This is a genomic window from Empedobacter sp. UBA7611 (assembly GCF_002484365.1).
Lineage (GTDB): Bacteria > Bacteroidota > Bacteroidia > Flavobacteriales > Weeksellaceae > Empedobacter > Empedobacter falsenii_B.
Genome location: NZ_DLJR01000052.1, coordinates 1 through 23,139 on the forward strand (window position 1 = coordinate 1; position 23,139 = coordinate 23,139).

General features: G+C 31.7%; 23 protein-coding genes and 3 tRNA genes. 13 read left to right on the top strand and 13 right to left on the bottom strand.

Going from position 1 to position 23,139, the window contains the following annotated elements:
- Positions 1-18 precede the first annotated feature (18 nt).
- A complete protein-coding gene (locus B3R94_RS09185) occupies positions 19-933 on the bottom strand; it encodes a GNAT family N-acetyltransferase (protein WP_291100255.1) in 915 nt (304 codons plus the stop codon).
- Between the two features lie 95 nt (positions 934-1,028).
- Here B3R94_RS09185 and kbl point away from each other — a divergent pair, with 95 nt between their 5' ends.
- From kbl to B3R94_RS09205, 4 genes are all read left to right on the top strand, one after another.
- Positions 1,029-2,228, top strand: coding sequence for a glycine C-acetyltransferase (gene kbl, locus B3R94_RS09190; protein ID WP_291100258.1), 1,200 nt, complete (start codon positions 1,029-1,031; stop codon positions 2,226-2,228).
- A gap of 68 nt (positions 2,229-2,296) precedes the next feature.
- Positions 2,297-2,785, top strand: coding sequence for a hypothetical protein (locus B3R94_RS09195; protein ID WP_221855776.1), 489 nt, complete (start codon positions 2,297-2,299; stop codon positions 2,783-2,785).
- 67 nt (positions 2,786-2,852) lie between these two features.
- Positions 2,853-5,540 carry a PD-(D/E)XK nuclease family protein gene (locus tag B3R94_RS09200; RefSeq protein ID WP_291100261.1) on the top strand — a complete coding sequence of 896 codons (2,688 nt, stop codon included), beginning with the start codon at positions 2,853-2,855 and terminating at the stop codon, positions 5,538-5,540.
- A gap of 138 nt (positions 5,541-5,678) precedes the next feature.
- A complete protein-coding gene (locus B3R94_RS09205) occupies positions 5,679-6,947 on the top strand; it encodes a dicarboxylate/amino acid:cation symporter (protein ID WP_291100263.1) in 1,269 nt (422 codons plus the stop codon).
- 79 nt (positions 6,948-7,026) lie between these two features.
- Here B3R94_RS09205 and B3R94_RS09210 read toward each other — a convergent pair whose 3' ends face one another.
- Both B3R94_RS09210 and B3R94_RS09215 read right to left on the bottom strand, forming a co-directional pair.
- Positions 7,027-7,344, bottom strand: coding sequence for a GNAT family N-acetyltransferase (locus tag B3R94_RS09210; RefSeq protein WP_219034187.1), 318 nt, complete (start codon positions 7,342-7,344; stop codon positions 7,027-7,029).
- Between the two features lie 102 nt (positions 7,345-7,446).
- Entirely contained in the window at positions 7,447-8,568 is a 1,122-nt protein-coding gene (locus tag B3R94_RS09215; protein ID WP_311394711.1) for a metallophosphoesterase, read from the bottom strand.
- Positions 8,569-8,834: 266 nt separating this feature from the next.
- On the opposite strand from B3R94_RS09215, the gene B3R94_RS09220 reads away from it, so the two are divergent.
- Positions 8,835-10,073, top strand: coding sequence for a GTP-binding protein (locus tag B3R94_RS09220; protein ID WP_291100271.1), 1,239 nt, complete (start codon positions 8,835-8,837; stop codon positions 10,071-10,073).
- 160 nt (positions 10,074-10,233) lie between these two features.
- Here the strand turns inward: B3R94_RS09220 and B3R94_RS09225 are convergent, their stop codons facing one another.
- From B3R94_RS09225 to B3R94_RS09250, 6 genes are all read right to left on the bottom strand, one after another.
- Positions 10,234-11,241: a cytochrome d ubiquinol oxidase subunit II gene (locus tag B3R94_RS09225; RefSeq protein WP_114999965.1), complete on the bottom strand. Its 1,008-nt coding sequence runs from the start codon at positions 11,239-11,241 to the stop codon at positions 10,234-10,236.
- Positions 11,242-11,243: 2 nt separating this feature from the next.
- On the bottom strand, positions 11,244-12,581 hold the full coding sequence (locus B3R94_RS09230; protein WP_114999963.1) for a cytochrome ubiquinol oxidase subunit I: 1,338 nt from the start codon (positions 12,579-12,581) through the stop codon (positions 11,244-11,246).
- Between the two features lie 104 nt (positions 12,582-12,685).
- Positions 12,686-13,045 carry a hypothetical protein gene (locus tag B3R94_RS09235; protein ID WP_125350396.1) on the bottom strand — a complete coding sequence of 120 codons (360 nt, stop codon included), beginning with the start codon at positions 13,043-13,045 and terminating at the stop codon, positions 12,686-12,688.
- A gap of 18 nt (positions 13,046-13,063) precedes the next feature.
- Positions 13,064-14,065 (bottom strand): acyl-ACP desaturase, encoded by a 1,002-nt coding sequence (locus tag B3R94_RS09240; RefSeq protein ID WP_125350395.1) that lies wholly within the window; start codon positions 14,063-14,065, stop codon positions 13,064-13,066.
- A 9-nt stretch (positions 14,066-14,074) separates the two neighbouring features.
- Positions 14,075-14,809 (bottom strand): lysophospholipid acyltransferase family protein, encoded by a 735-nt coding sequence (locus B3R94_RS09245; RefSeq protein WP_180906357.1) that lies wholly within the window; start codon positions 14,807-14,809, stop codon positions 14,075-14,077.
- A gap of 64 nt (positions 14,810-14,873) precedes the next feature.
- Positions 14,874-15,275, bottom strand: coding sequence for a hypothetical protein (locus B3R94_RS09250; protein WP_291100276.1), 402 nt, complete (start codon positions 15,273-15,275; stop codon positions 14,874-14,876).
- 101 nt (positions 15,276-15,376) lie between these two features.
- Here B3R94_RS09250 and B3R94_RS09255 point away from each other — a divergent pair, with 101 nt between their 5' ends.
- The gene (locus B3R94_RS09255; protein ID WP_114999959.1) at positions 15,377-15,628 is read left to right on the top strand and encodes a hypothetical protein; all 252 of its coding nucleotides are present in this window, start codon (positions 15,377-15,379) and stop codon (positions 15,626-15,628) included.
- 458 nt (positions 15,629-16,086) lie between these two features.
- On the opposite strand, the gene B3R94_RS09260 is transcribed toward B3R94_RS09255, so the two are convergent.
- The 3 genes from B3R94_RS09260 to B3R94_RS09270 form a co-directional block, all read right to left on the bottom strand.
- Positions 16,087-16,160: transfer RNA gene (locus B3R94_RS09260), tRNA-Arg, on the bottom strand.
- Positions 16,161-16,187: 27 nt separating this feature from the next.
- Positions 16,188-16,262, bottom strand: a tRNA-Pro gene (locus B3R94_RS09265).
- Positions 16,263-16,292: 30 nt separating this feature from the next.
- Positions 16,293-16,376, bottom strand: a tRNA-Ser gene (locus B3R94_RS09270).
- A 145-nt stretch (positions 16,377-16,521) separates the two neighbouring features.
- On the opposite strand from B3R94_RS09270, the gene B3R94_RS09275 reads away from it, so the two are divergent.
- The 7 genes from B3R94_RS09275 (at position 16,522) to B3R94_RS09305 (ending at position 22,264) form a co-directional block, all read left to right on the top strand.
- Positions 16,522-17,436 carry an N-acetylmuramoyl-L-alanine amidase gene (locus tag B3R94_RS09275; protein ID WP_038333666.1) on the top strand — a complete coding sequence of 305 codons (915 nt, stop codon included), beginning with the start codon at positions 16,522-16,524 and terminating at the stop codon, positions 17,434-17,436.
- A gap of 157 nt (positions 17,437-17,593) precedes the next feature.
- Positions 17,594-17,968, top strand: coding sequence for a VOC family protein (locus B3R94_RS09280; RefSeq protein ID WP_038333665.1), 375 nt, complete (start codon positions 17,594-17,596; stop codon positions 17,966-17,968).
- Between the two features lie 2 nt (positions 17,969-17,970).
- Complete coding sequence (locus B3R94_RS09285) at positions 17,971-18,219, top strand: hypothetical protein (protein WP_180906344.1); 249 nt, start codon at positions 17,971-17,973, stop codon at positions 18,217-18,219.
- Between the two features lie 3 nt (positions 18,220-18,222).
- Positions 18,223-18,789 carry a pentapeptide repeat-containing protein gene (locus tag B3R94_RS09290; protein WP_291100281.1) on the top strand — a complete coding sequence of 189 codons (567 nt, stop codon included), beginning with the start codon at positions 18,223-18,225 and terminating at the stop codon, positions 18,787-18,789.
- A gap of 430 nt (positions 18,790-19,219) precedes the next feature.
- Positions 19,220-20,452 (top strand): hypothetical protein, encoded by a 1,233-nt coding sequence (locus B3R94_RS09295; RefSeq protein ID WP_291100284.1) that lies wholly within the window; start codon positions 19,220-19,222, stop codon positions 20,450-20,452.
- A 37-nt stretch (positions 20,453-20,489) separates the two neighbouring features.
- The gene (locus tag B3R94_RS09300) at positions 20,490-22,022 is read left to right on the top strand and encodes an MFS transporter (RefSeq protein ID WP_180906341.1); all 1,533 of its coding nucleotides are present in this window, start codon (positions 20,490-20,492) and stop codon (positions 22,020-22,022) included.
- Between the two features lie 14 nt (positions 22,023-22,036).
- On the top strand, positions 22,037-22,264 hold the full coding sequence (locus B3R94_RS09305; protein WP_291100287.1) for a DUF6814 family protein: 228 nt from the start codon (positions 22,037-22,039) through the stop codon (positions 22,262-22,264).
- Positions 22,265-22,506: 242 nt separating this feature from the next.
- On the opposite strand, the gene B3R94_RS09310 is transcribed toward B3R94_RS09305, so the two are convergent.
- The coding region (locus B3R94_RS09310; protein ID WP_291100290.1) for an MBL fold metallo-hydrolase at positions 22,507-23,139 on the bottom strand (633 nt) is incomplete at its 5' end.

Genomic DNA, 23,139 nt, shown 5'->3' on the forward strand with positions numbered 1-23,139 from the left:
TTTAAAATGCACAACGGGTTAATTTAAATTCTTTTGATAAATATAATCATCCATGATGTATCCATTTCCGATGTCAAATGTTTTTGATTCCATATTCTTAAAACCATTTTTCTCGTAAAAACGAATTGCTTTCGCATTGTGTTTATTTACTGTTAAATGAACAGCTTTTGCGCCTTTTTCTCTCGCATAATCTACAACTCTATTCAGCATCAATTGTCCAATTCCTTTGGTTTGATTAGACTCTTTTAAGTAAATTTTAGATAAGAAAACAGTATTATTTTCATCTAATTTGTAATGTAAATAACCAGACGGAACATTATCTATTTTCAGGATTTCCCAAACGTCTCCATTTGCAATTCCTTCGTTTACTTTGTCATTATTATACATCATATCAATCATATAATTGATTTGATCTTGGGATAATAAATCTTTGTAACATTCGTTCCAAATCGCATTTGCCAAAGGTTGAACCAAATGAATATTTTTCTCATTAACCGTATGAAAATGCGGATAAACGTCCAATTTTATTGGATTTATTTTTTGATTAACTTCTAAATTTTGTAGAATTTCATCTTTACGTTTATCAATTTCGCCTTCTAACATTTGCAATGTCCATTTACGTTTTAATGAATTGTAATAAAACATTCCGATTCCAATGTATAAGAAGACTTGTACAGCAATTGACACATAATTTTCTGCCAAAAATTTATTCATTTTAAGGCTATTTTCCATCAAATTATCCATAGATGAACTATTAAAATTTACACCTATATCAATAATTCCTGAAGCAAACAATAAAACAAATACAAAAGAAAAAGCAATTTCACCAGCTATATATAATCCTACTGCTGATAAAACCGTTTTTAATTTATCCTTTTTGAAAAATTTTGCTAAGAAATAGAACTGAAAACTAAATATGATGATTAGAAACACTGTTTATTATTTTTTATGTCTTACAAAAGTACGAAAAATATGACCGTAAAAATTTATATTTGTATGAAACATATCAAAACAAAAAGTGATTTATTATGTATAGCGATAAATTTCAAAACTACTTACAAACGCAATTGAATGATTTAGAAGAACAAGGATTATTCAAAAAAGAACGTATCATTGCTTCTCCTCAAAGTGCAGAAATTACATTAGAAAATGGTAAAACATTACTTAATTTTTGTGCGAACAACTATTTAGGATTATCTGATAATGAAGACGTTATCTCAGCTTCTCAAAAAATGTTAGATGAACGCGGATACGGAATGTCTTCGGTTCGTTTTATCTGCGGAACGCAAGATGTACACAAACAATTAGAGAAAAAAATCGCTAATTTCTTAGGAATGGAAGACACGATTTTATATGCTGCTGCTTTTGACGCAAATGGTGGTGTTTTTGAGCCTTTTTTTACAGAAGAAGATGCTATTATTTCGGATGAATTAAACCATGCTTCTATTATTGATGGTGTTCGTTTATGTAAAGCTGCTCGTTATCGTTATAAAAACAATAATATCGCTGATTTGGAGGCTCAATTGATTGCTGCTTCAGAAAAAAATCATCGTTTCAAAATTATTGTAACAGACGGAGTTTTCTCTATGGATGGTATCGTTGCAGACTTAAAAGGGGTTTGTGATTTAGCTGATAAATATGATGCTTTGGTGATGGTTGATGATTCTCACGCAACTGGTTTTATTGGAAAAACTGGACGCGGAACACATGAACACAACGAAGTAATGGGACGTGTAGACATTATTACATCCACTTTAGGTAAAGCTTTAGGTGGTGCAATGGGTGGATTTACTTCTGGTAAAAAAGAAGTCATCGAAATGTTGCGTCAAAAATCTCGTCCATATTTATTCTCTAACTCTTTGGCTCCAGGAATTGTTGGTGCTGCTTTACAAGTGTTAGAAATGTTAGAAAAAGATACAACTTTACGCGATAAAGTAATGTGGAATGCTGAATATTTCCGCAAAGAAATGGTTGCTGCTGGTTTTGATATTCCAGAAGGTGATGCTGCAATTGTACCTGTTATGCTGTATGATGCAAAATTATCTCAAGTAATGGCAGATAAATTATTAGATGAAGGTGTTTATGTCATTGGATTCTTTTTCCCAGTTGTTCCTCGTGATAAAGCACGTATTCGTGTACAATTATCTGCTGCACATACAAAAGAGCAATTAGATCATACAATTGCTGCTTTTACAAAAGTTGGTAAAAAATTAGGAGTGATTAAGTAAGAATTTCTTTTTTTCAATATTATATTAGCGACTAAAAATATTTAGTCGCTTTTTTATATATTTAACTTATGCTTTTCAAAAATAAAACATATCAAATAACGACAAATCTTTCTGATCAAGAAGTTTTTAAAATACTGAATGATAATACAGAAGAAAAAAGAATTCGTTTTTCTAAAAGTAAATATGAATTTGAAGGGATAGTTTATAAAGATCATTTCAATTTGATGAAAACGATTAGCGGACGAAATAGTTTTAATCCTCAAATTATTGGTCATTTCAATACCAACGACAATAAAACCACTATTGTTTACAATTTAGAATTAAACTCTTTTGTTTCAATATTTTTCATTGTTTGGATAAGTATTGTGACTTTATTTTTTATAATCTCACTTTTTCAAATTATTACTAATGGAATTCATAATTTTTTACCTTTAATTTCTATTCCGATGTTATTTTTTGGATTCATATTATATTTTGTTGCTACAAAAATGTCTGAGGATAAAATCACTGAAACTTTTGAAAAATTATTTCAAGAAAAAGTTCAAGAAGTAAAATAATTCAACGCCACGAATTGTCTCTCAAAATCCTTACTTTTACAACAACTCAACGAAAGAAAATTTCAAAATGGCTCAATTCATAGAAAATGTTGTAAAAGATTTAGTCCAAAATCAAAAAAACTTTATCAACACCACTTTAGTTTTACCAGGAAAACGTCCAATGTTATTCTTCAAACAAGAATTTCAGCGTCAAGCGCAAAATATCATTCTTCCACAAATGAAAAGTATCGAAGAATTGATGAGCGAACTTTCTGGTTTAGAAATTATTTCTGGAATTAATCTATGGTTCAAAGCGTATCAAGCCTATAAAAAAATCGTTGACAAGCCTGATTCTTTCGAAGATTTTATCAAATGGGGACCAACTGTTTTGAAAGATTTCGATGATATCGATGCTTCTTTGCAACCTGCGCATAAAGTTTTAGACTATTTGATTTCGGTAGAACGAATTAGTCAATGGGGAGATGGAAAAATTGAGATTGGGAAAAATGAAATCATTCAAAATCACTTAACGTTTTGGGGAATTGTTTCAAAATTATATTTTCAATTACAACAAGATCTGTTGGATTCGAAAGAAGGTTATGCTGGGATGGTTTTTAGAATCGCAAGTGAAAAGGTTGAAGAGATTGTCGAAAACAGAACTTCACATTATGTTTTTGCTGGTTTTAATGCCTTGACAAAAGCAGAACAAGCACTAATTTTTCGATTAGAAAAAGAAAAATTAGCCACTTTATATTGGGATGCAGATAAATATTATTACGAAAATCCGAATCAAGAAGCTGGTTCTTTTCTAAGAAAATACAAAGAAAAAATAAAACCTATCAATTGGGTGGTTGATGAATTTTCGAGACCAAAAAATTTACAGACAATTGGTGTTGCAAAACAAGTTGGACAAGCAAAATATATTGCAGATTTAATTAGAAATCTCAACGAAGATGAGATAAAAAATACCGCGTTGATTTTGGCTGATGAATCTATTTTACCAGCAATTCTCAATTCGTTGCCCGAAAATATCACACATCTCAACATTTCGATGGGAATTCCGTTACGTTCTGTTCCGTTAGCGCAATTTTTCAAATCAATTTTTGAGTTGCAAATGAATCGGGAGAAGTTAGGAAAAGGAACCATGTTTTATTTCAAAAATGTCTTACAAATTCTTGAAAATAAAACATTATCTCTTTTTAGCACAGAAGAAAGTCGAAGATTAATCGGTGATATTCGTTTACAAAATAGAATATTTAATTCTCAAAATTCGATTCAAAATGCCTTAAGAGAATCAATCTTTAAATCTATTTTTCATATTCCAAAAAGTATCACTGAATTTATTCATCATCTAAAAAATTGGACAGACGAATTACTGCATCATCCTTCGATGAACGATTTGTTGACAAAAGAATATTTGTTCTTTTTCAAAAAAGTTTTCAATCAATTACATGAAAATTTGTTAAGTGTTGATGATATCAAAGATTATAGAACCTTATTTTTATTATACAACAAAATCGTATCTTCTGAGACAATTTCCTTTATTGGAGAGCCTTTGAAAGGTTTACAATTGATGGGATTGTTGGAAACTCGTTTATTGAATTTCGATAATATCATCATGACTTCTGTGAATGACGAAATTTTGCCTTTGGGACGACAAAACAATACATTTATTCCGTACGATATTCGCAAACAAATGAAATTGAATACATTTACCGAAAATGATTCGATTTATGCATATCACTTTTATCGTTTGATTCAGCGTGCGAAAAACGCTTATTTCGTGTACGATACCGAAGCTGACGGAATGGGTTCTGGAGAAAAATCTCGCTTTTTGGCTCAAATCAAATTTGAAAGTAATCACGAAGTGAAAGAAACTTTTGCTGCACCAAGTTTTGTTACAAAACCTTTGAAAGAAATCATTGTTCCTAAAACTGACGAAACAATGGCTAAACTTCAAAATTGGGCTGAATATGGAATTTCACCTTCTTCACTTTCGACATATTTACGCAATCCATTAGATTTTTATGAGCAACGCATTTTTAATGTAAATGAAGTCGAAGAAGCCGAAGAAATTGTAAGTGCAAGAACATTAGGAAACATTGTTCACGGTGCTTTGGAAGATTTGTACACGCCTTATATTGGACATATTTTGCATGAAAATGATTTCAAAAATATCGAAAAAATAAAAGACAAAACCTTACAAGAACATTTCAGCAAAGAATATAAAGATGGGCATTTGGACAAAGGTCCAAATTATTTGATTTATAAAATTGCAGAACGAATTGTGGATGGCGTTTTGTCTAAAGATACGACTACAGCAAAGGAAAATGAATTTGTAATTCGAGCTTTGGAAAGCAAGCACGAAGTTGATTTTGCACTAACAAATGGCAAAATTGTAAAGCTAAAAGGTGTAATTGACCGAATTGATTCTGTCAATAATCAAATCCGAATTATTGATTACAAAACTGGTTATGCAAAAGATATTTCGGTGAAAACCGAAGAAATAGAAACCGTTTACCAAAAAGAAGATAAAGCGAAACAATTGCAATTAATTTTCTACGCTCATTTATTTTATGCGGATAAAGAAAATCTAAATAAAAACATTGAATTGTGTATTTATCCAATCAAATTTCCAAATAAAGAATTGATTAAACTTTCGGTTGATAAAAATACAACCATCGATTATTCGATTGTCGAAAATTCTACCGCACCAATGTCAACATTAATCGAAGAGATTTTAAATCAAGAAATTCCGTTCAAACAACCAGAATAGTACTCAATACACTATAAAGAAAACCCTTTGTAAACACTACATACAAAGGGTTTTATATTTAATTTGGTGTACAAATCAATTTATATTCTTAATAATTTGCTAAAAAATAGTAGTTTTGGAAAAGTTTAAAATCGCATAATGAAAAACAATAAACTTTTTATAGCTATTATTATTGCCCTTCTTATCGGGGTTGCGCTTGGAGGATATGTACATTATAATACCTCGCCAGAATTTATTAAAACATTTTCGACTAACATAAAACTTCTTGGTACTGTTTTTATTCGTCTTATTCAGATGATTATTGCACCTTTAGTTTTCTCAACTTTAGTAGTTGGTATTGCTAAAATGGGCGATATGAAAATGGTTGGACGTGTTGGTGGACGTGCAATGGGGTGGTTTATCACAGCTTCACTTACTTCTTTGGTGATTGGTGCTATTGTTATCAATATAATGAAACCTGGAGAAGGATTGAATATTGAGATCGATGCAAGTTCTGCTCAAGATTTATTAAAAGGTCAAGCTTCTCTTACACTAGAACATTTCATTACGCATATGATTCCTAAATCTGTTTTCGAATCGTTTGCAACGAATGAAATCTTACAAATCGTTGTTTTCTCTATTTTCTTTGGTGTTGCCCTTTCAGCTTACGGAAAAGAAGGAGAAATAATTACAAAAGCGTTAGACAAAATTTCACATATCGTCTTAATCATGGTTGGATACGTGATGTGGACTGCTCCATTAGGAGTTTTAGGAACAATTGCTGCTGCTATTGCAACATATGGATTCGGAATATTCTTACTTTATCTTAAATACTTAATCGCCTTTATAATTGGTATTTTACTTCTTTGGATTGTTTTAATTTTAGTTGGATATTTCATCTTAGGAAAACGAGTAATTGATTTATTAAGACACATCAAAGCACCATTATTAATCGCTTTCTCTACAACTTCATCAGAAGCTGTATTCCCAAAATTAGTAGAAGAATTAGAAAAATTTGGAGCTCAAAAGAAAATTATTTCATTTACTTTACCGCTCGGATACTCCTTCAATTTAGATGGATCGATGATGTACATGACATTTGCATCGCTATTCATCGCACAAGTTTATGGAATTCACATGCCAATCGAAAAACAAATTTTGATGTTATTAGTCTTAATGCTTACATCAAAAGGTGTTGCAGGTGTACCAAGAGCTTCATTAATTGTAGTGGTTGCAACTTGTTCGATGTTTGGAATTCCACCAGAAGGAATTGCGTTGATTTTACCTATTGACCATTTCTGTGATATGGCTCGTTCGATGACAAATGTACTTGGGAACGCCTTATCTACAGTTGCTGTAGACAAATGGGAAGGACACGTCGCAATTGAGCAAACATATACACACGATGATGATCATCACAAAGCTTAAAATTGCTTTTCAAAAATATAATAAGAAATGCGACCCTATACAGGTCGCATTTCTTATTATAATCTCATTCGTTAACCGATTACAATTCATTATATTTTGGGAATTTAGGATGAACAATTCGTTTCCATTCCGGATGCTTTTTGATGTAGGCATACACATAAGGACAATACGGAAACAAAGGATTTTTATGTTCCTCCAAATAAACCAATGTTTTTTCTACCAAAGCAGCTGCAACGCCTCTTCCTCCTAATTCTTCAGGAACTTCGGTATGAATCAATTTGATAATATCATCTTCTTCTTTATAATCTATAAAAGCGATGTATCCGTCTACATTCAGCTCAAAACGAAAAGCTGATTCATTTTTTACAACCTGTAAAGGAATTAATTCTTCATTCATATTATTTCTTTTTTTATGACAATAATCCGATAAAAATCTATTTTCAGAATTGATATACATCAAAAAAGCAATCAAAATTTTTGGTTGCTTTTTCCTAATATTTTATACTGATTTCAACTCTATTAATGTTATTTCTGGCCAAACACCTACTCTTCCTGGGTAAAAATGATAACCAAATCCGCGATTTACATTGATAATCTTTCCTTCAAAATCATAAAAACCTGCCCATTGCGGATACACATATTGCGCAGGACTCCAACGCAAACCAATTTTCGGAACTTCAATTCCTAATTGCATTCCATGCGTATGTCCAGACAAAGTCAAGTCAAAATGTTTCGGATGATTTTTCAATATCTCATTCCAATGCGAAGGATCATGAGACATCACAATTTTAAAATCTTCTGTATTTACATAATTCGAAGCTGCATCAATATCACCTAATTTCTTAAATCGTGTTCCCCAATTCTGAACGCCAATCAACGCAATTTTTTCACCATTCTTTGTAATAAATCGGTTTTCATTCAATAATAATTTCATTCCAATCTTAGGGAAAATCGCTTTAATTTTCTCAAAATTATCTTGCTTTTCTTCCTCCGTTTTCCAATCCGAATATTCTCCATAATCATGATTTCCTAGCACTGCAAAATTTCCGTGCGGCGCTTGTTTTATTTTAGAAAAAACATCGTGCCATTTGTCCATTTCCCAATGAAAATTATTCACAATATCACCCGTAAACAATAGTATATCAAACTCTTGTTGATTAATTAAATCCACTGCATATTCTATTTTCTCACGATTGTCCAAACTTCCCGAATGAATATCCGTTATATGTAAAATCTTGAAACCATCAAACGATTTTGGTAAACGTTGATATGCCAATTTTTTCTTGATTACCTTGAAATTATATTTTCCTAAAGTCATTCCATAAATCAAACTAAAAAAAGGTATTGAAGCTACTGTTAATCCAGAAATCATTACAAATTTTCGACGAGAAGGTAAATAAGAATCTTCTTTTGTTGAATGATTTGTTGCGCGATTAAATAACCACCCAAATCCTCTAAAAATATCTTGAACCAAGAAAAATAGAACCAGAATAATTCGAGGAAAACCAAACAACATAAACAAACCTGTTGCCCACATTGTCGTTTGTGTTTGACCAACATTACGATCAAAAAAGATTAGATTATATCCAAAATTACCCAAAACAAGTAACCACAAAAGCATATTCCCTAAAAGAATATACTTATTTTGAATGAATTTTTTAAAATTAAAATACAGGTAAATTTCAAGTACGATTGAAATAATTATTGACGTGATAACACTATAAACAAACATTATTTTATTTGATTTTGAACAAAAATAAAAGAAATCTTTCTAACAGTGATTTATTATTAAATTCTTAACAGAACATTATAAAATTTATAGATGATTCTACGCAAAAATTTGCGTGATAAAAACGTAACTTTGTAGCATATTTTTAAGCATAAATTATGAAAAATAGACTACCTGTAACGGTACTTTCTGGATTTCTTGGAAGCGGAAAAACGACACTTCTTAATCATATATTACACAACAAAAAAGGACTAAAAGTAGCAGTTATCGTGAACGATATGGGCGCAGTAAATATTGATGCCCAAATGGTTTCTCGCGAAAATGATTTAATTCAAACGGATGAAAAATTAGTTGAATTGAGCAACGGTTGCGTTTGTTGTGAATTACGAGAAGATTTGATCGTAGAAATCGAGAAGTTGGCACAATCAGGGAAATATGATTATTTGGTTATCGAAAGTTCTGGTATTTCTGATCCAGGTCCTATTGCGCAGTCATTGGATTTTGTTTCGCCAGATGGTAAAATTGATTTGCCAAAAGTTGCACGTTTAGACACGTTGGTAACAGTAGTTGACGCTTATAATTTCTTCAAAAACTTAGGAACTGATGAAGATGTTTTTGATCGTGGTTTTACAGAAAACAGAGAAGATAATCGTCCGATTGTGAATCTTTTAATTGATCAAATTGAATTTTCGAATGTGATTATTCTAAATAAAATGGATTTGGTTGAAGAAGAAACGTTGATGAATATTGAAGCGTTTGTGACTAAATTAAATCCTTCTGCTAAAATAATTCCTGCAAGTTTTTCTCACGTTGAATTAACTGAAATTTTGAATACCAATCTATTCGATTTCGAAAAAATTCAGGACATGGATGCTTGGGTAAAATTATTAGAAGAGCAAGAAAAAGAGGAACATCATCATCACGACCATGATCACGAATGCGGCGAACATTGTACGCACGAACACCACGATCATTTGGAAGAAAAATATGGAATGACTTCTTTTGTTTACAGACAAAAAATTCCGTTTCATGCAGAACGTTTTTTAACGTATTTGAATGATAATTTTCCTGTAACGATTTACCGTTCAAAAGGTTTATTTTGGTTAGCAAATCGTCCTGATGAAGCAATTTTCTTGAGTCAAGCTGGTGGTAGTATCCGAATTGATCCTGCAGGAGCTTGGTGGTGCTCGATGCCGTATGAGGAAAGAATTCAGTTTGCAGCATACCAATTCAACCAAAAAACGATTGACGCAAAATGGTCGAAAGAATGGGGAGATCGAATGATAGAACTTGTTTTTATTGGACAAGGTTTGGATAAAGAAAAAGTTACACAAGAATTAAATTCTTGTTTGCTGAATGAGCAAGAAATTGCAGAATGGCAAGCAAAACATAATTAAAATAAAAGAGCCTTATTTCGAATTGAAATAAGGCTCTTCTCTATCATCCTTGTTCTGAAGATTTAAACAGATTATTGTATTTACCAAATTCACTTGTCCTTTCCTAAAGGCTCGGTTAATTACAAACAAGTATGTTTGTAATCAAATTTGGAACGAGTATTTATATTTTTTGCTTCTGATTAAATGAATAAATTAAGTAAAATAGAAATGGTAAAATAAATATCGAGCCGAGTAATAATGCCCAAGCTAACATATTTATTGTACTCATTGCGCCATAATCTGTCAATAAAGATAATGTTGAACCATCTTTGAATAATACCAAATTCGGAAAATGCGAATATGATGCTGCAAACAAAATCATCATCACAATTATTCCTGCATAAACTTTCAACAAAGAATCCTTCGCTTTATTTAAGGCTGAAAGTAATAATACAATCGAAATTGAAGCAATTGCAATTGCGATATAACCGTAAATTTCTGATGTTATCCAACTAAATAATGGAATGTTTTTCCAAAGTGAAACTGCAAATACCAATGCACCAGCAACAAAAATTAAAGCTGTATAAAGCTTCGCACGTTTTCTTAAAATCACTTTATCTTCTTCGTTTTTAACAGTTTGAATTGAATAAACCGAAGCCAAGAAAGCACAAATCACAACAGTAAAAATTCCAACTGAAAAATTAAACCAACTTAGCCACGAAAATATATATGCATCTTGAAACGAAAATGCATTATCATCAATACTTCCTGAAACGATAGATCCTGCAATTATTCCCAAAAACAAAGGCGTCACAACACTTGAATAGGTAAAAATGACATCGTACAGATTGTGCCATTTATCATTGATTGCATCATAATTTCTGAAAGTAAACGATGTTCCTCTTGCAATAATTCCCAATAACATGATTACTAACGGGATGTGCAAATAATTTGAGATTTCTGCATACATCTTAGGAAAACCAACAAATAAAATAACAATGACAATGATTAACCACATGTGATTTGCCTCCCAAATAGGTCCAATCGAATTGTACATAATCTTCTGCGTACGTTTTTTGTAACTCTTTTCAGAGAATAATTCGACAATTCCAGCACCGAAATCTGCTCCACCTAAAATTAAATATAAACAGATGGCAACCCACAAAAATGCTATTACTACGTAAATCATACTTAATGTTTTTCTGGTTTATAATTTGGATCTTCTGGATCGTAAAGCTTCGCAACCATTTGTATTTGTCGATTCATTAAGAACACTAAAATAATGGACAATGTAATGAATACAAACGTGAAAATGTAAAACGAATATTGTATTCCTGGCATTGGCGTGATGGAATCTACCGTTCGCATAATTCCGTAAATAATCCACGGTTGACGACCGACTTCTGTTACCGTCCAACCTGCTTCTAAAGCGATGTATCCGAAAGGTGTCGCAATCATAAACAATTTATAAAACCAGCGTTTTGTTCGCCAATCTTTCTTAAAAAATTGCGCAATCAAATAAATAACAGCTATTCCCATCATCAACATTCCGAATGTTATCATAATCTGAAAAGCATAATGTACAACTGCCACAGGCGGCCATTCATCTTTCGGAAATTCTTCTAGACCTTTTACAGGTGTTTTGAAATCTGAATGAACCAAGAAACTCAATACACCCGGAACTTTTATCGCATATTTAATCTCTTCTTTTGATTCGTCCACTATTCCACCCAAAACAAATGAAGCACTTTCTTCTGTTTTGAAATGCGCTTCCATCGCAGCCAATTTAATCGGTTGACGTTTTGCTACATCTTTCGCCGAAATATCACCACTCAAAGGTGCTAACATTGCTGCTGTAATCGCTAAAACAGAACTAATTTTGAATGCTTCGCGATGAAAATTTACATTCTTACCTTTCAAAATAAGATAAGCATGTAAACCCGCAACCGCAAATCCAGTCGCACAAAAAGCTGCAATTGTCATGTGCAACGCTTGTGAAAACCACGCATCGTTGAACATAGCTTTTACAGGATCTATGTTTAAATATTCGCCATTTATAAAATCGAAACCTGACGGAGAATTCATCCAAGCATTTGCAGCAACAACCAAAATCCCTGAAGCTAAACCACTAATCCCTACAATTACACCACAAATCCAATGAAACCATTTATTGAATTTGTCCCAACCATAAAGGAAAAAACCTAAAGCAATGGCTTCAATAAAAAAAGCTGTTCCTTCTAACGAAAATGGCATTCCGAAAATTGGTCCAGCGTGTTCCATAAATTTAGGAAACAATAATCCTAACTCAAACGAAAGCATTGTACCAGAAACTGCTCCCGTAGCAAATAAAATTGCAACTCCCTTACTCCAAGCTTTGGTTAACCCTTTGTAAATTTCGTTTTTAGTTTTGAGGTATTTGTAGTGAGCGATTGCCATCATAAACGGCATCACCATTCCAACACACGAAAAAACAATGTGAAAGGCAAGCGACATCGCCATTTGACTTCTGGCAGCAATAAAATCGTCCATAAGTAGTTGTTTATAATTTGTTTGTTGGTTAAAGTTACTAAATAAAAAGAGGCAATTCGATTTTGAATTGCCTCTTTTTATATGATTTTGATTATATGTGATTTTCAAAAATTATTCAAATAATCTACATTCGGTATTTGATAAACTTTATTACTATCAAAATTTTTAATTTTATTACCCCTTACCATAATTCTTTTAGTTCCAGACTCTGTTGAAAAAATAATTTGAAAATCTTCATCAAAATTTTTAGAATCTATTTGTTTAGCTTTATTTAAAATAACTAAAAGTTGTTTTATCTGATTGTCATTTAATTGTTTAATTTCTGAAAATTTTCCATTTGAATTACTATCAGGTCTTTCTAATATAACTTCTTTAATTTCATTAATATTAGATGGATAATTTAACCTATCAATATTTGAACATGAAATTATAAATAGAAAAAGTAAAACAATCTTGATATACATCTTAATAAAATTGATTTTCTATTTAGCTGTCGCAGGAACTAACCACTTGAATTGTGGTCCTACTTCAGGAATTACAATACGTTGCGAAATTCTATCCATTCTATCTGGGAATTTCATGATATAATCTCTTGCTTTTTCAGCCTCAGCATTCAATCCAGAGATTTTATCTAATTGCCAAGCTTCAATTAATTTTCGCATAATATCGATGTAATCAAACGCTGTGTACACACCAATGCGTTGCGCTGCATCTGAAAACGCATCAAACAAAGTTCCTCTTTCTTCACCAGAAGCTCTTAAGAAATGCGCTGGCATTACAATTTTAAGTTTGAACATATGTTGAACAGCTAACATCATTTCAGAAGGATCAGCTTCGAAGATACGACGAACGAACTCTGTGTAAGCTAAATGGTGACGCATTTCATCTCCTGCAATAATTTTACACATACGCGATAATTTTTTCGCTCCGTATTTTTTTGCAATTGCTGATACATTATTGTGCGATACATAAGTTGCTAATTCTTGAAAACTTGTGTAAACAAAGTTTTTGTAAGGATCGTGTGCTGTTCCAATGTCGAAACCGTCATTTATCAAATGTTGCGTTGTTACTTCAACCTCGCGCATATTGATACGTCCTGATAAATACAAAAATTTATTCAAAACATCACCGTGACGATTTTCCTCTCCTGTCCAATGGCGAATCCATTTTGCCCAACCATTTTCTAGGTAATTTCCTTCTTCATCTACCACACCGTCCATTTGCATCAACCAAGATTCGTAGGTTGGCAAAGCTTCCTCGGTAATGGTATCACCAATCAATGTAATCCAGAAATCATCTGGCAAATCTTTCGAAAGCTCTTGTAATTCTTTGATTTCGTCAAAAAAAGAATCTGTTTGAGAATTCGGTAAAAAATCTGTTGGTTGCCAAATTTTATCGGCTGGAACTAAGAATTTGTCCATATAAGCATCAATATCTTTCTCAAGAAATTGCATTACTTCCAGGCGAACATTATTTATTGACATATAATTATTTTATGCGGTTATACTACTTTTTACAGTTTTTTCGGTAAGCTCGAATATTTCATCAAACTTATAGTCACTCACTTTTAAGGGTTTATGGTATTGTATTGTTACTTTCGCGCCCAAATACATCGGGAATTTACCCCACTTTTCTATTTCCCACGTATTATTTAGCGTAACTGGAACAACATAAGCGTCTTTAGCATATTTCGTCAAAACTTTCAATCCATTTTCTTTGAAAGCCTTTGGTACTCCATTTTTGCTTCTTGTACCTTCTGGAAAAATAATAGCTGAATAATTATTTTTCTGAATGTATTGCGCTAATTTTTTTATTTCTTCTATTGCTTGTTTTCCGTTCTTACGATCGATTAATGCAGAACCTCCATGCGTCAAATTATACGATACACTCGGAATTCCTTTTCCTAATTCTATTTTCGAAATAAACTTTGGATGATAATCAGCCAAATCATATTCCAACGGAGAAATATCATACATACTTTGGTGATTACTCACAAAAATCAATGGTACATTTTGTATCAAATTTTCGTGTCCTTTATAGGTATATGTTGTACCTAAAATTCTTGTCCAAAAAACCAAAAGACCATTCATCACTTTTACACTTTTATGATGAGCAGCATACCCTCCCAAATTGTAACACAACCATTGCACAACATGCATTACCAACAACGTTAATCCATAAAAAATATAAAAGATTATAGATAACGGATAACTTAAAATTTTCTTCAACATTAGAAATTTAGACAAATTTAATAAAAAATTATGCTAAGCATAATATATTTTTCTTGGCGATTTACTTTATTAATTTCAAAGTTAGCTTTTCTTGATGAGCTTCATCATAAAAAGTAATTTGATTTGATGATTTTACTTTAAAATATGCAGTTTTTTGCAAATTTTGAATCAAATTTTGAGGAATTTCGCAATCAGAATTCACTTGTTTTAAATGATTAAAAATTATTGCTTGATTTATTTTGGTATAATCAGCCGTAATAATTCCGCAAGCCGTTTTCATCACCATCTTTTTGGTTGCATCTTCAAAAATAATGTAATCTCCTCCATCATTTATATTCCATTTACCCGACAAATCGCTAATTTCTGAAGTCACAACTTTAGTTTCGGAAACTGTTTTGGTTGGTAAACAACTTGTTAATCCTAAAACAAAAAACAAAAGTATTGCTAGAATTGTATATTTCACGTGGTTTTATTTGTAACGAAGGTAGAAATATTTTGAATATTACGGATTGATTTTTTAAATATTCAATTTTATTAAGAAATTTGTTCTCTAAATAAGAAACAATGGCGAACACAAAGAAAGGAGAAGTTTTTACGGATCAAAATAACATCAAAAAAGTAAAAATAGAACGAAAACCAAGTTTTCCTAAAATCTATATTTTAACTGATGATTGTCAATTCGTGGAAGATGGTTTATACGAATTAGATTTTTTTGAAACGCCAAGTGTTACCAATTTCAAATCTGAATTGAATCCAACTATTCCTGCAATTAACTTTAAGCAGTTGAGTGAAAAAGGGAGAGAAAATTTAGTATAAGTTCTAAAAACTTCCTCCGAAATTAGCACTTTCAAATAGTTTTAAAATTCCAAAAAAAGGAATAAAACTTAAAAGTAATACAAGATATAATATCCTATTTTTATAGTTAAAAATAATGGATATTACTGAAAAAAGTGGACATAAAATAAAAGACCCAAACCCTGTAATAGCTATAAAATCGAACATAAAATTTTGATTTCTTGCTATTTCAGTTCCATCAATATTATACATAACAATAAAGCATAGAAAGAAGAATATTGTCAATCCTAAAAATACTCTTGATATGTTGATTTTGGTAGGCTGATTCATACAATTTATTTGAATAAAAATAAGTAAACTTTACAGAAAGCATCTCACCGAAAATAGTGATTTACAATTTTGCTTAAAATTTGATTGTATTGAAGCAGTAATAAACAAAAAACCCACACTGATAATCAGTATGGGTTTTCTTTAGATTGTGATCCAGTCAGGATTCGAACCTGAGACCTACTGCTTAGAAGGCAGTTGCTCTATCCAGCTGAGCTACTGGACCAATCCAAAATTCTATTACTAAAATTCGTCGGGGTGGCAGGATTCGAACCTGCGACCTCCTGCTCCCAAAGCAGGCGCGATGACCGGGCTACGCTACACCCCGAGTGGTGTTTTATTTCTAGCTTTAAAAAAGCGGAGAGACAGGGACTCGAACCCTGGCATCGGTTTCCCGATGACAGATTAGCAATCTGCTCCATTACCGCTCTGGCACCTCTCCTAACTTTTAAAAATAAGACTGATTAGTCTCATAAAGCGGTTGCAAATATATATTGACTTTTATTGCAAAACAAGTCTTTTTAGAAAAAAAATTAAATTATTTGGCTTAATTTTGGCTATTCAAAAGACTATTTAGAACTAAAAGAATGAATTTTAAAGGATTAGTATTTTCGGCAATTTCTTGTTTTTTTATTTTGGCTAGTTGTGCAACTAAAACAGTTCCACCAAAAACAATTACAAAAGTAATTCGTGACACAGTCATTATCAATTCAAAAACAGATCAACCGGAAATGACTCGAGCTGCAAAACTCGACAAGTACAAGGTGACAACAGATTATTATCCATCTATTTCGCAAGATGAACGTGTACGATTTTTGGTGTTACACTACACTGCAATCAACACAGAGTTATCGTTAAAAGTATTGACTCAGAAAGATGTAAGTGCGCATTATTTGGTAAATGATTATGATGACAAAACAATTAATCTTTTAGTTGACGAAACAAAACGTGCGTGGCATGCAGGTGTTAGTAGCTGGAAAGGGTTAGATAATCTAAATTTTTCTTCTATTGGTATCGAAATTGTGAATCTTGGAAACAAAGGAACGGATGCTTATCCAAATTACACGCCTTATCCAGATTATCAAATCAAAAAAGTGGGTGAATTAGCGCAAGATATTGTAAAACGTTATAATATTTCTCCTTTTAATGTAATTGGGCATGCGGATGTTGCACCAGGTAGAAAGCCAGATCCAGGACCACTTTTCCCTTGGAAAAAATTATACACAGATTATGGTGTTGGTGCGTGGTACGATGATACAGACAAGTATGTGTTTATGCAACAATATCCTTGGGATACAACAAGTTCAGTTTTTATCACTCAAGTGCAAACTGATCTTAAGAAATATGGGTACAACGTTCCTACAAACGGAATGATAGATTCGCAAACTAAGAATGCGATTGTGGCATTTCAGATGCATTTCCGTCCAGAAAAATACGATGGAGTTGTAGATGCTGAAACTTGGGCAATCTTGAAAGCGTTGAACAAAAAATATAATCCGTAAATCAGTTTTGATTTAGAAAATAAAACTCCTATTTGATAGGAGTTTTTTTATGGGATAAACTTTCGAAATAATAATATGAATAAATAACATAATTATCATTTAAAATGGAATTGAGAGTTAAGAAAAATTGAAGTAATTTTATCCAAAATAATATAACATGGCTTTTAAAAGTTTGCGCCCAATAATTTGGACGAAAGATTTACAAAAAACAACAAAATTCTATAAAAAATTAGGATTTAAAATTGCTGATCAAAATGAAGATTGGATTTGGGCTTGCTTGCAAAAAGACGATGTAGAAATTATGTTGGCTTATCCAAATGAAGGAGCAGATTTTGAACGAGCTAATTTCACAGGTTCTTTTTATTTTGTTGTAGACAATGTAGACGAGTTGTGGAATCAAGTAAAAGATGATTGCGAAGTTGTTTATGAAATTGAGACCTTTGAATGGGATATGCGCGAATTTGCAATCTACGACAACAATGGTTATATCTTACAATTTGGACAAGAAATAGAAGTTACATTCGAAGATTAATTATGATCTCAAAACGATATTACAACATTATTTTAGCGATAATTATTCTTATTATTCCAATTGTTTTTTACATGATTATTAACACTATGGTTAGTATAAAATATGAAACCGACGGAGTTGACACTTGTATTTCTACTGTAACAGGAAAAAATCTTTGTTCGCAAATCGATCAACTAAAAGTTACTATTTATATTGACATGATTGTGATGATTTTCTGGTTAGCCTTAAGAAACTTAATCGTAAAAAAATAACTTATGGATTATCATTTCGAAGAAAAATTTGAACAAATTAATTTCTCAGAAAATCAAAATATATCTGGTGAATACGAGAATTGCGAGTTTATAAATTGTGATTTGAATGGATTAGATTTAAGCGATATCAAATTTATTCAATGTCAATTTATCGAATGTAATTTGAGTAATGTAACTTTAGAAAACACAAGCTTTCAGCAAGTTGAGTTTATGAATTGTAAAATGATAGGTTTTAATCTCGAAAATTCGAACAAATTTGGGTTAAGCATTTCATTTGAAAATTGTACGTTAAACGACTCATCTTTTTATGAATTACCGCTAAAAAAGACAAAGTTTAGCAATTGTTCTTTACAAAATGTAGAATTTTCTTTCGCAGATCTTAGTCAAGCTTATTTTATGAATTGTAATTTGGCTCACACCATTTTCTATCAGACCAATTTAAAGCAAGCCTACTTCAAAACGGCTTATAACTTCACGATAAATCCGAATGATAATCAATTAAAAGGTGCGCAATTTTCTAAAGAGAATTGTATCGCATTGTTAGATTATCTTGGAATTAAGATAGATTAGAAAAAAGGTTTCGAACAAAATCGAAACCTTTTTTATGCTTTCTACTTATAATATTCTAATCAGAATAAATAATCGCAGATTATATTTTATTAAATCTTAATCTTTTAGAATAAATTACTTCCATTCATTATCAATTAGTCAATAATTATTTCTTGATTTAATAAATAATAAGACTATTATTGCATCTTTTTTTGATAAATTTTCTGAAATAAATCCAACTCAGATTATCAACTTAAAACTTTTCTTGACATTTTTTTAAGAAATTAAAAAAAATATTAGCGTATTATTTACACTAATAAAATAAAAAAGAAATTCTTTATCAAAAAAAGCATTATTATTATTCAATACATTATTTTAGACAAACTTAAGTCTATTAATTAAGTCAATACAAAATCACAAATAATGTACAACTAACACCATTTATTAAAAAATGAAAAAAATTTTTGTCGCACTTGCTCTACTATCCACTTTTGGAGCCACGGAATTGAAGGCTCAATACGCTTCTGAATATGATGGCGGTTTGGTTGTTAAATTAAATCCAGAAGGAAGTAAATATGTCCGATTTATTCTTTGGGGACAAACTTGGTTTCAGGATTACGAAGGAAAACACGCCAATGATGGATTTTCTATCAAACGAGCGCGCGTTCTTGCTTATTCACAAATCAATGATCGATTCATGATTTTAACACATTTTGGTGCAAATGGAATCTATGATAATAATCTTTCTCCGATGGGAAAAAGTACAGATGTATCGTTTTTCTTGCATGAAATGTTTTTACAATATAAGGTAACAAACAATTTAGCAATTGGTGCTGGAGTTCACAATTTTGGTGGAATTTCTCGTGGAAATGGTCAAGGTTCTATCAATATGTTGACCTTAGATAATAACAGAGCTGACTGGTCAACACTTGGTTTGTCTGATCAATTTTCAAATCATTTGGGAATGTTTGCTAAAGGGCGAATTGGAAAACTAAATTATCGTTTAGCATTAAGTGATGCTATTACGAATACTTTGGACGGAAACTCTTCGACAGTTTTACAAAACGGACAAGAAAAATATTTGGGAAAAGCGATACTTGGAGAAGGTAAATATGCAGTTTCAGGTTATTTTGATTATCAATTCTTAGATCAAGAATCGAATGCTTTACCTTATCGCGTTGGAACCTATTTAGGAACTAAAAAAGTATTCAATATCGGAGCAGGATTTTTTAATCAAAGCAATGCGATTGTCAAAAAAGAAAATGATAATTTGATTGGAGAAAATGTAACTCATCTTGCTATTGATGCGTTCTACGATGCTCCAATTGGAAAATCATCTTCGATGACAGCTTATGCGAAATATCAAAATTCGGACATGGGCGAAAATTATGTACAAGGTAATGTTGTAGGAGATGGAAACCAATTTTCTGGACATGTTGGGTATTTACTACCTAAAAACCTCAAAGAAGGCGAAGGGAAATTCCGCAATAGAATTCAGCCGTATGTAGGGTATTCTTACAGAGATTTCAAAGGTTTAGTGAAACCTGCAAACGAATTAAAATTAGGTGGAAACTGGTACATTGATGGTCAGAATGCTAAAATTTCTGTAGAATATCAAAAATCTTTCGATCAACCAAAACACATGGACGACATGATAACAATACAAGCAATGATATTATTATAAAAAAACACACAAGAATTAACACAAAAACACATTATTTATGAGCGAAACTGCTAACAAAAAAACAATCTGGAAAGTGATTGGTGCTTCCTCGATGGGAACGCTAATTGAATGGTATGACTTCTTTATTTTTGGAAGTTTAGCTGTTGTAATTTCTACTAAATTTTTCCCTGCTGACAATCCTACAGCTGCCTTTTTATCAACATTAGCAACATTTGCTGCTGGATTTGTTGTACGTCCATTTGGCGCGTTATTCTTTGGTCGATTAGGAGATATTATTGGTCGTAAATATACATTTATGGCAACTTTAGTATTAATGGGAGGAGCAACTTTTTTAATAGGATGTATTCCATCTTACGAATCAATTGGTTTTATCGCACCTTTATTAGTATTAATCTTACGTTTATTACAAGGTTTAGCACTTGGAGGCGAATATGGAGGTGCTGCAACATACGTAGCAGAACACGCACCAGACGGAGAAAGAGGATATTGGACTTCTTGGATACAAACCACTGCAACAGTTGGTTTATTTGTTTCGTTATTGGTTATTTTATTAACGAAAACATTATTATCAGAAGAGCAGTTTGACCTTTGGGGATGGCGAGTTCCATTTATCTTATCAATCTTAATGGTTTACGTTTCATATTTGATTCGTAAAAATATGGACGAATCGCCAGCTTTCAAAAAAGCAAAAGATGAAGGAACAACTTCTAAAAATCCTTTGAAAGAATCTTTCGGGAATCGTTACAATATGAAATTCGTTTTATTAGCACTTTTTGGAGCTGTGATGGGACAAGGAGTTGTGTGGTATACAGGTCAGTTTTACTCGATGAGTTACATGAAAACGGTGATGAATGTAGAATCTGATCAAGTAGATTCTTTGTTAGGAATTGCTTTATTATTTGGTACACCTTTCTTTGTGTTCTTTGGATGGCTGAGTGATAAAGTTGGTCGAAAATGGGTGATGTTAATCGGAATGATTGTCGCTGTATTCTCGTATCGACCAATTTACGAATCAATGTATCAAACAACAAATCTTGAAAATAAAGAAGTAATTGCAGCACAAACAATTGAAAAAGCTGAAATCAAAAATGTTGACGAAAAATCTGATTCTATTTATACAATTCAAAAATCATTTACAGATGGCACGACTTATAAACAAGTTACAACGCTTCATTTAGAAAATGGTCAAGCAAAAATTGTAGATGGAAAAGTAAGTGAAATTGTAAAAAAATCGACACATATTAATAGTGGTGATAAATGGAAATTAGTTGGATTAATTTGGATTCAAATTATTTTTATCACAATGGTTTATGGTCCAATTGCTGCGTTCTTAGTAGAAATGTTCCCTGTTAAAATTAGATATACATCGATGTCTTTGCCTTACCACGTAGGAAACGGAATTTTTGGAGGTCTTTTACCTGCTGTTTCTACTTATTTGGTAACAAATGCCAAAAACAACGGAGATCCACAGTTTTACTTAGAGGGTCTTTGGTATCCTATTGGAATTGCGGCTGTTTGTTTTATCATCGGAGCAATTTATATCAGTAATAAAGACAGAAATGTTAACTAAAAAAACTATTAAAAATGGAAGCAATTAAAAAAATATTAGGAATCGTTTGGATCGCATTATCACTTGTTTTAGCCTACTTTTGTATCATGGAATTTGGAATTCCTAAATTATCATCAGGCTCTCAAGATGATTTAGTATTCGGAATTATTATTCTATTTGTCCTTACACCAATTATTGTTATTGGAATGGCACTCTTTGGCTATTATGCGTTACTTGGTGAATACAGTGAAGAAAAAATGTAAAAAACTATACACGAAATCCTCAACACATGTTGAGGATTTTTTTATATAAATGTATTTTCAATAAACCTTTTTATTAAATCCATAAAAAACAAATCATAAAACGTTAATATCTTTTTAAGAGTTTTAGCATAGTTTATGTCAATTAATTTTAAAATCAACAAAGGTACTCGAAGTTAAACTGAAATATAATTCAAATACAAAAAGCCTTGCATTTACAAGGCTTTTCATTTATAATATAACTTCTAAAATTGTTTTATATCTGTTCTTTTTCCGTGATAGAAAAGTATTTTCCAGTGTTCTGTTTTCGCATCAACTTCCCAACGCAAACGATCTTCCATCGCTTTTACACCATCTGCATCATTCTTGAAAGCGGCATGATATTTTAGATAATTTAATTGAGGTAGATTATCAGCTCCATAAAATACAATTTCATCATTTTCTTTGATCCAAAAAACTTGTTGAAACGGAACGTGTCCTCCTGTTACTTCGAATTTGATATTATCCGTTATATTTCCACTATCATCATTCATCCATACAATATTTTTGAATGATTTCAACTTTTCTAAACGATCATAGTTATAAGAATTATTTGTTTGAACAACCGCATAATCATACTCGCGTTGTTGAATATAAATTTTTGCTTCAGGAAAGTTACATACAAACTGATCCCCTACCCAATTTCCAATTCCGTTGATATGATCTTTATGTAAATGCGAAATCAATACTTTCGTAATTTGATTTGGATTAATATTATATTCGCGTAATTTTTTTAGAATGATAGGTTCACAATCTACTTCAGTTCCGAAACCACAATCAATCAAAATATTTTCATCTCCAATTTGTATCAAAAATGGACGCGGGTTCAGAAAACTAAT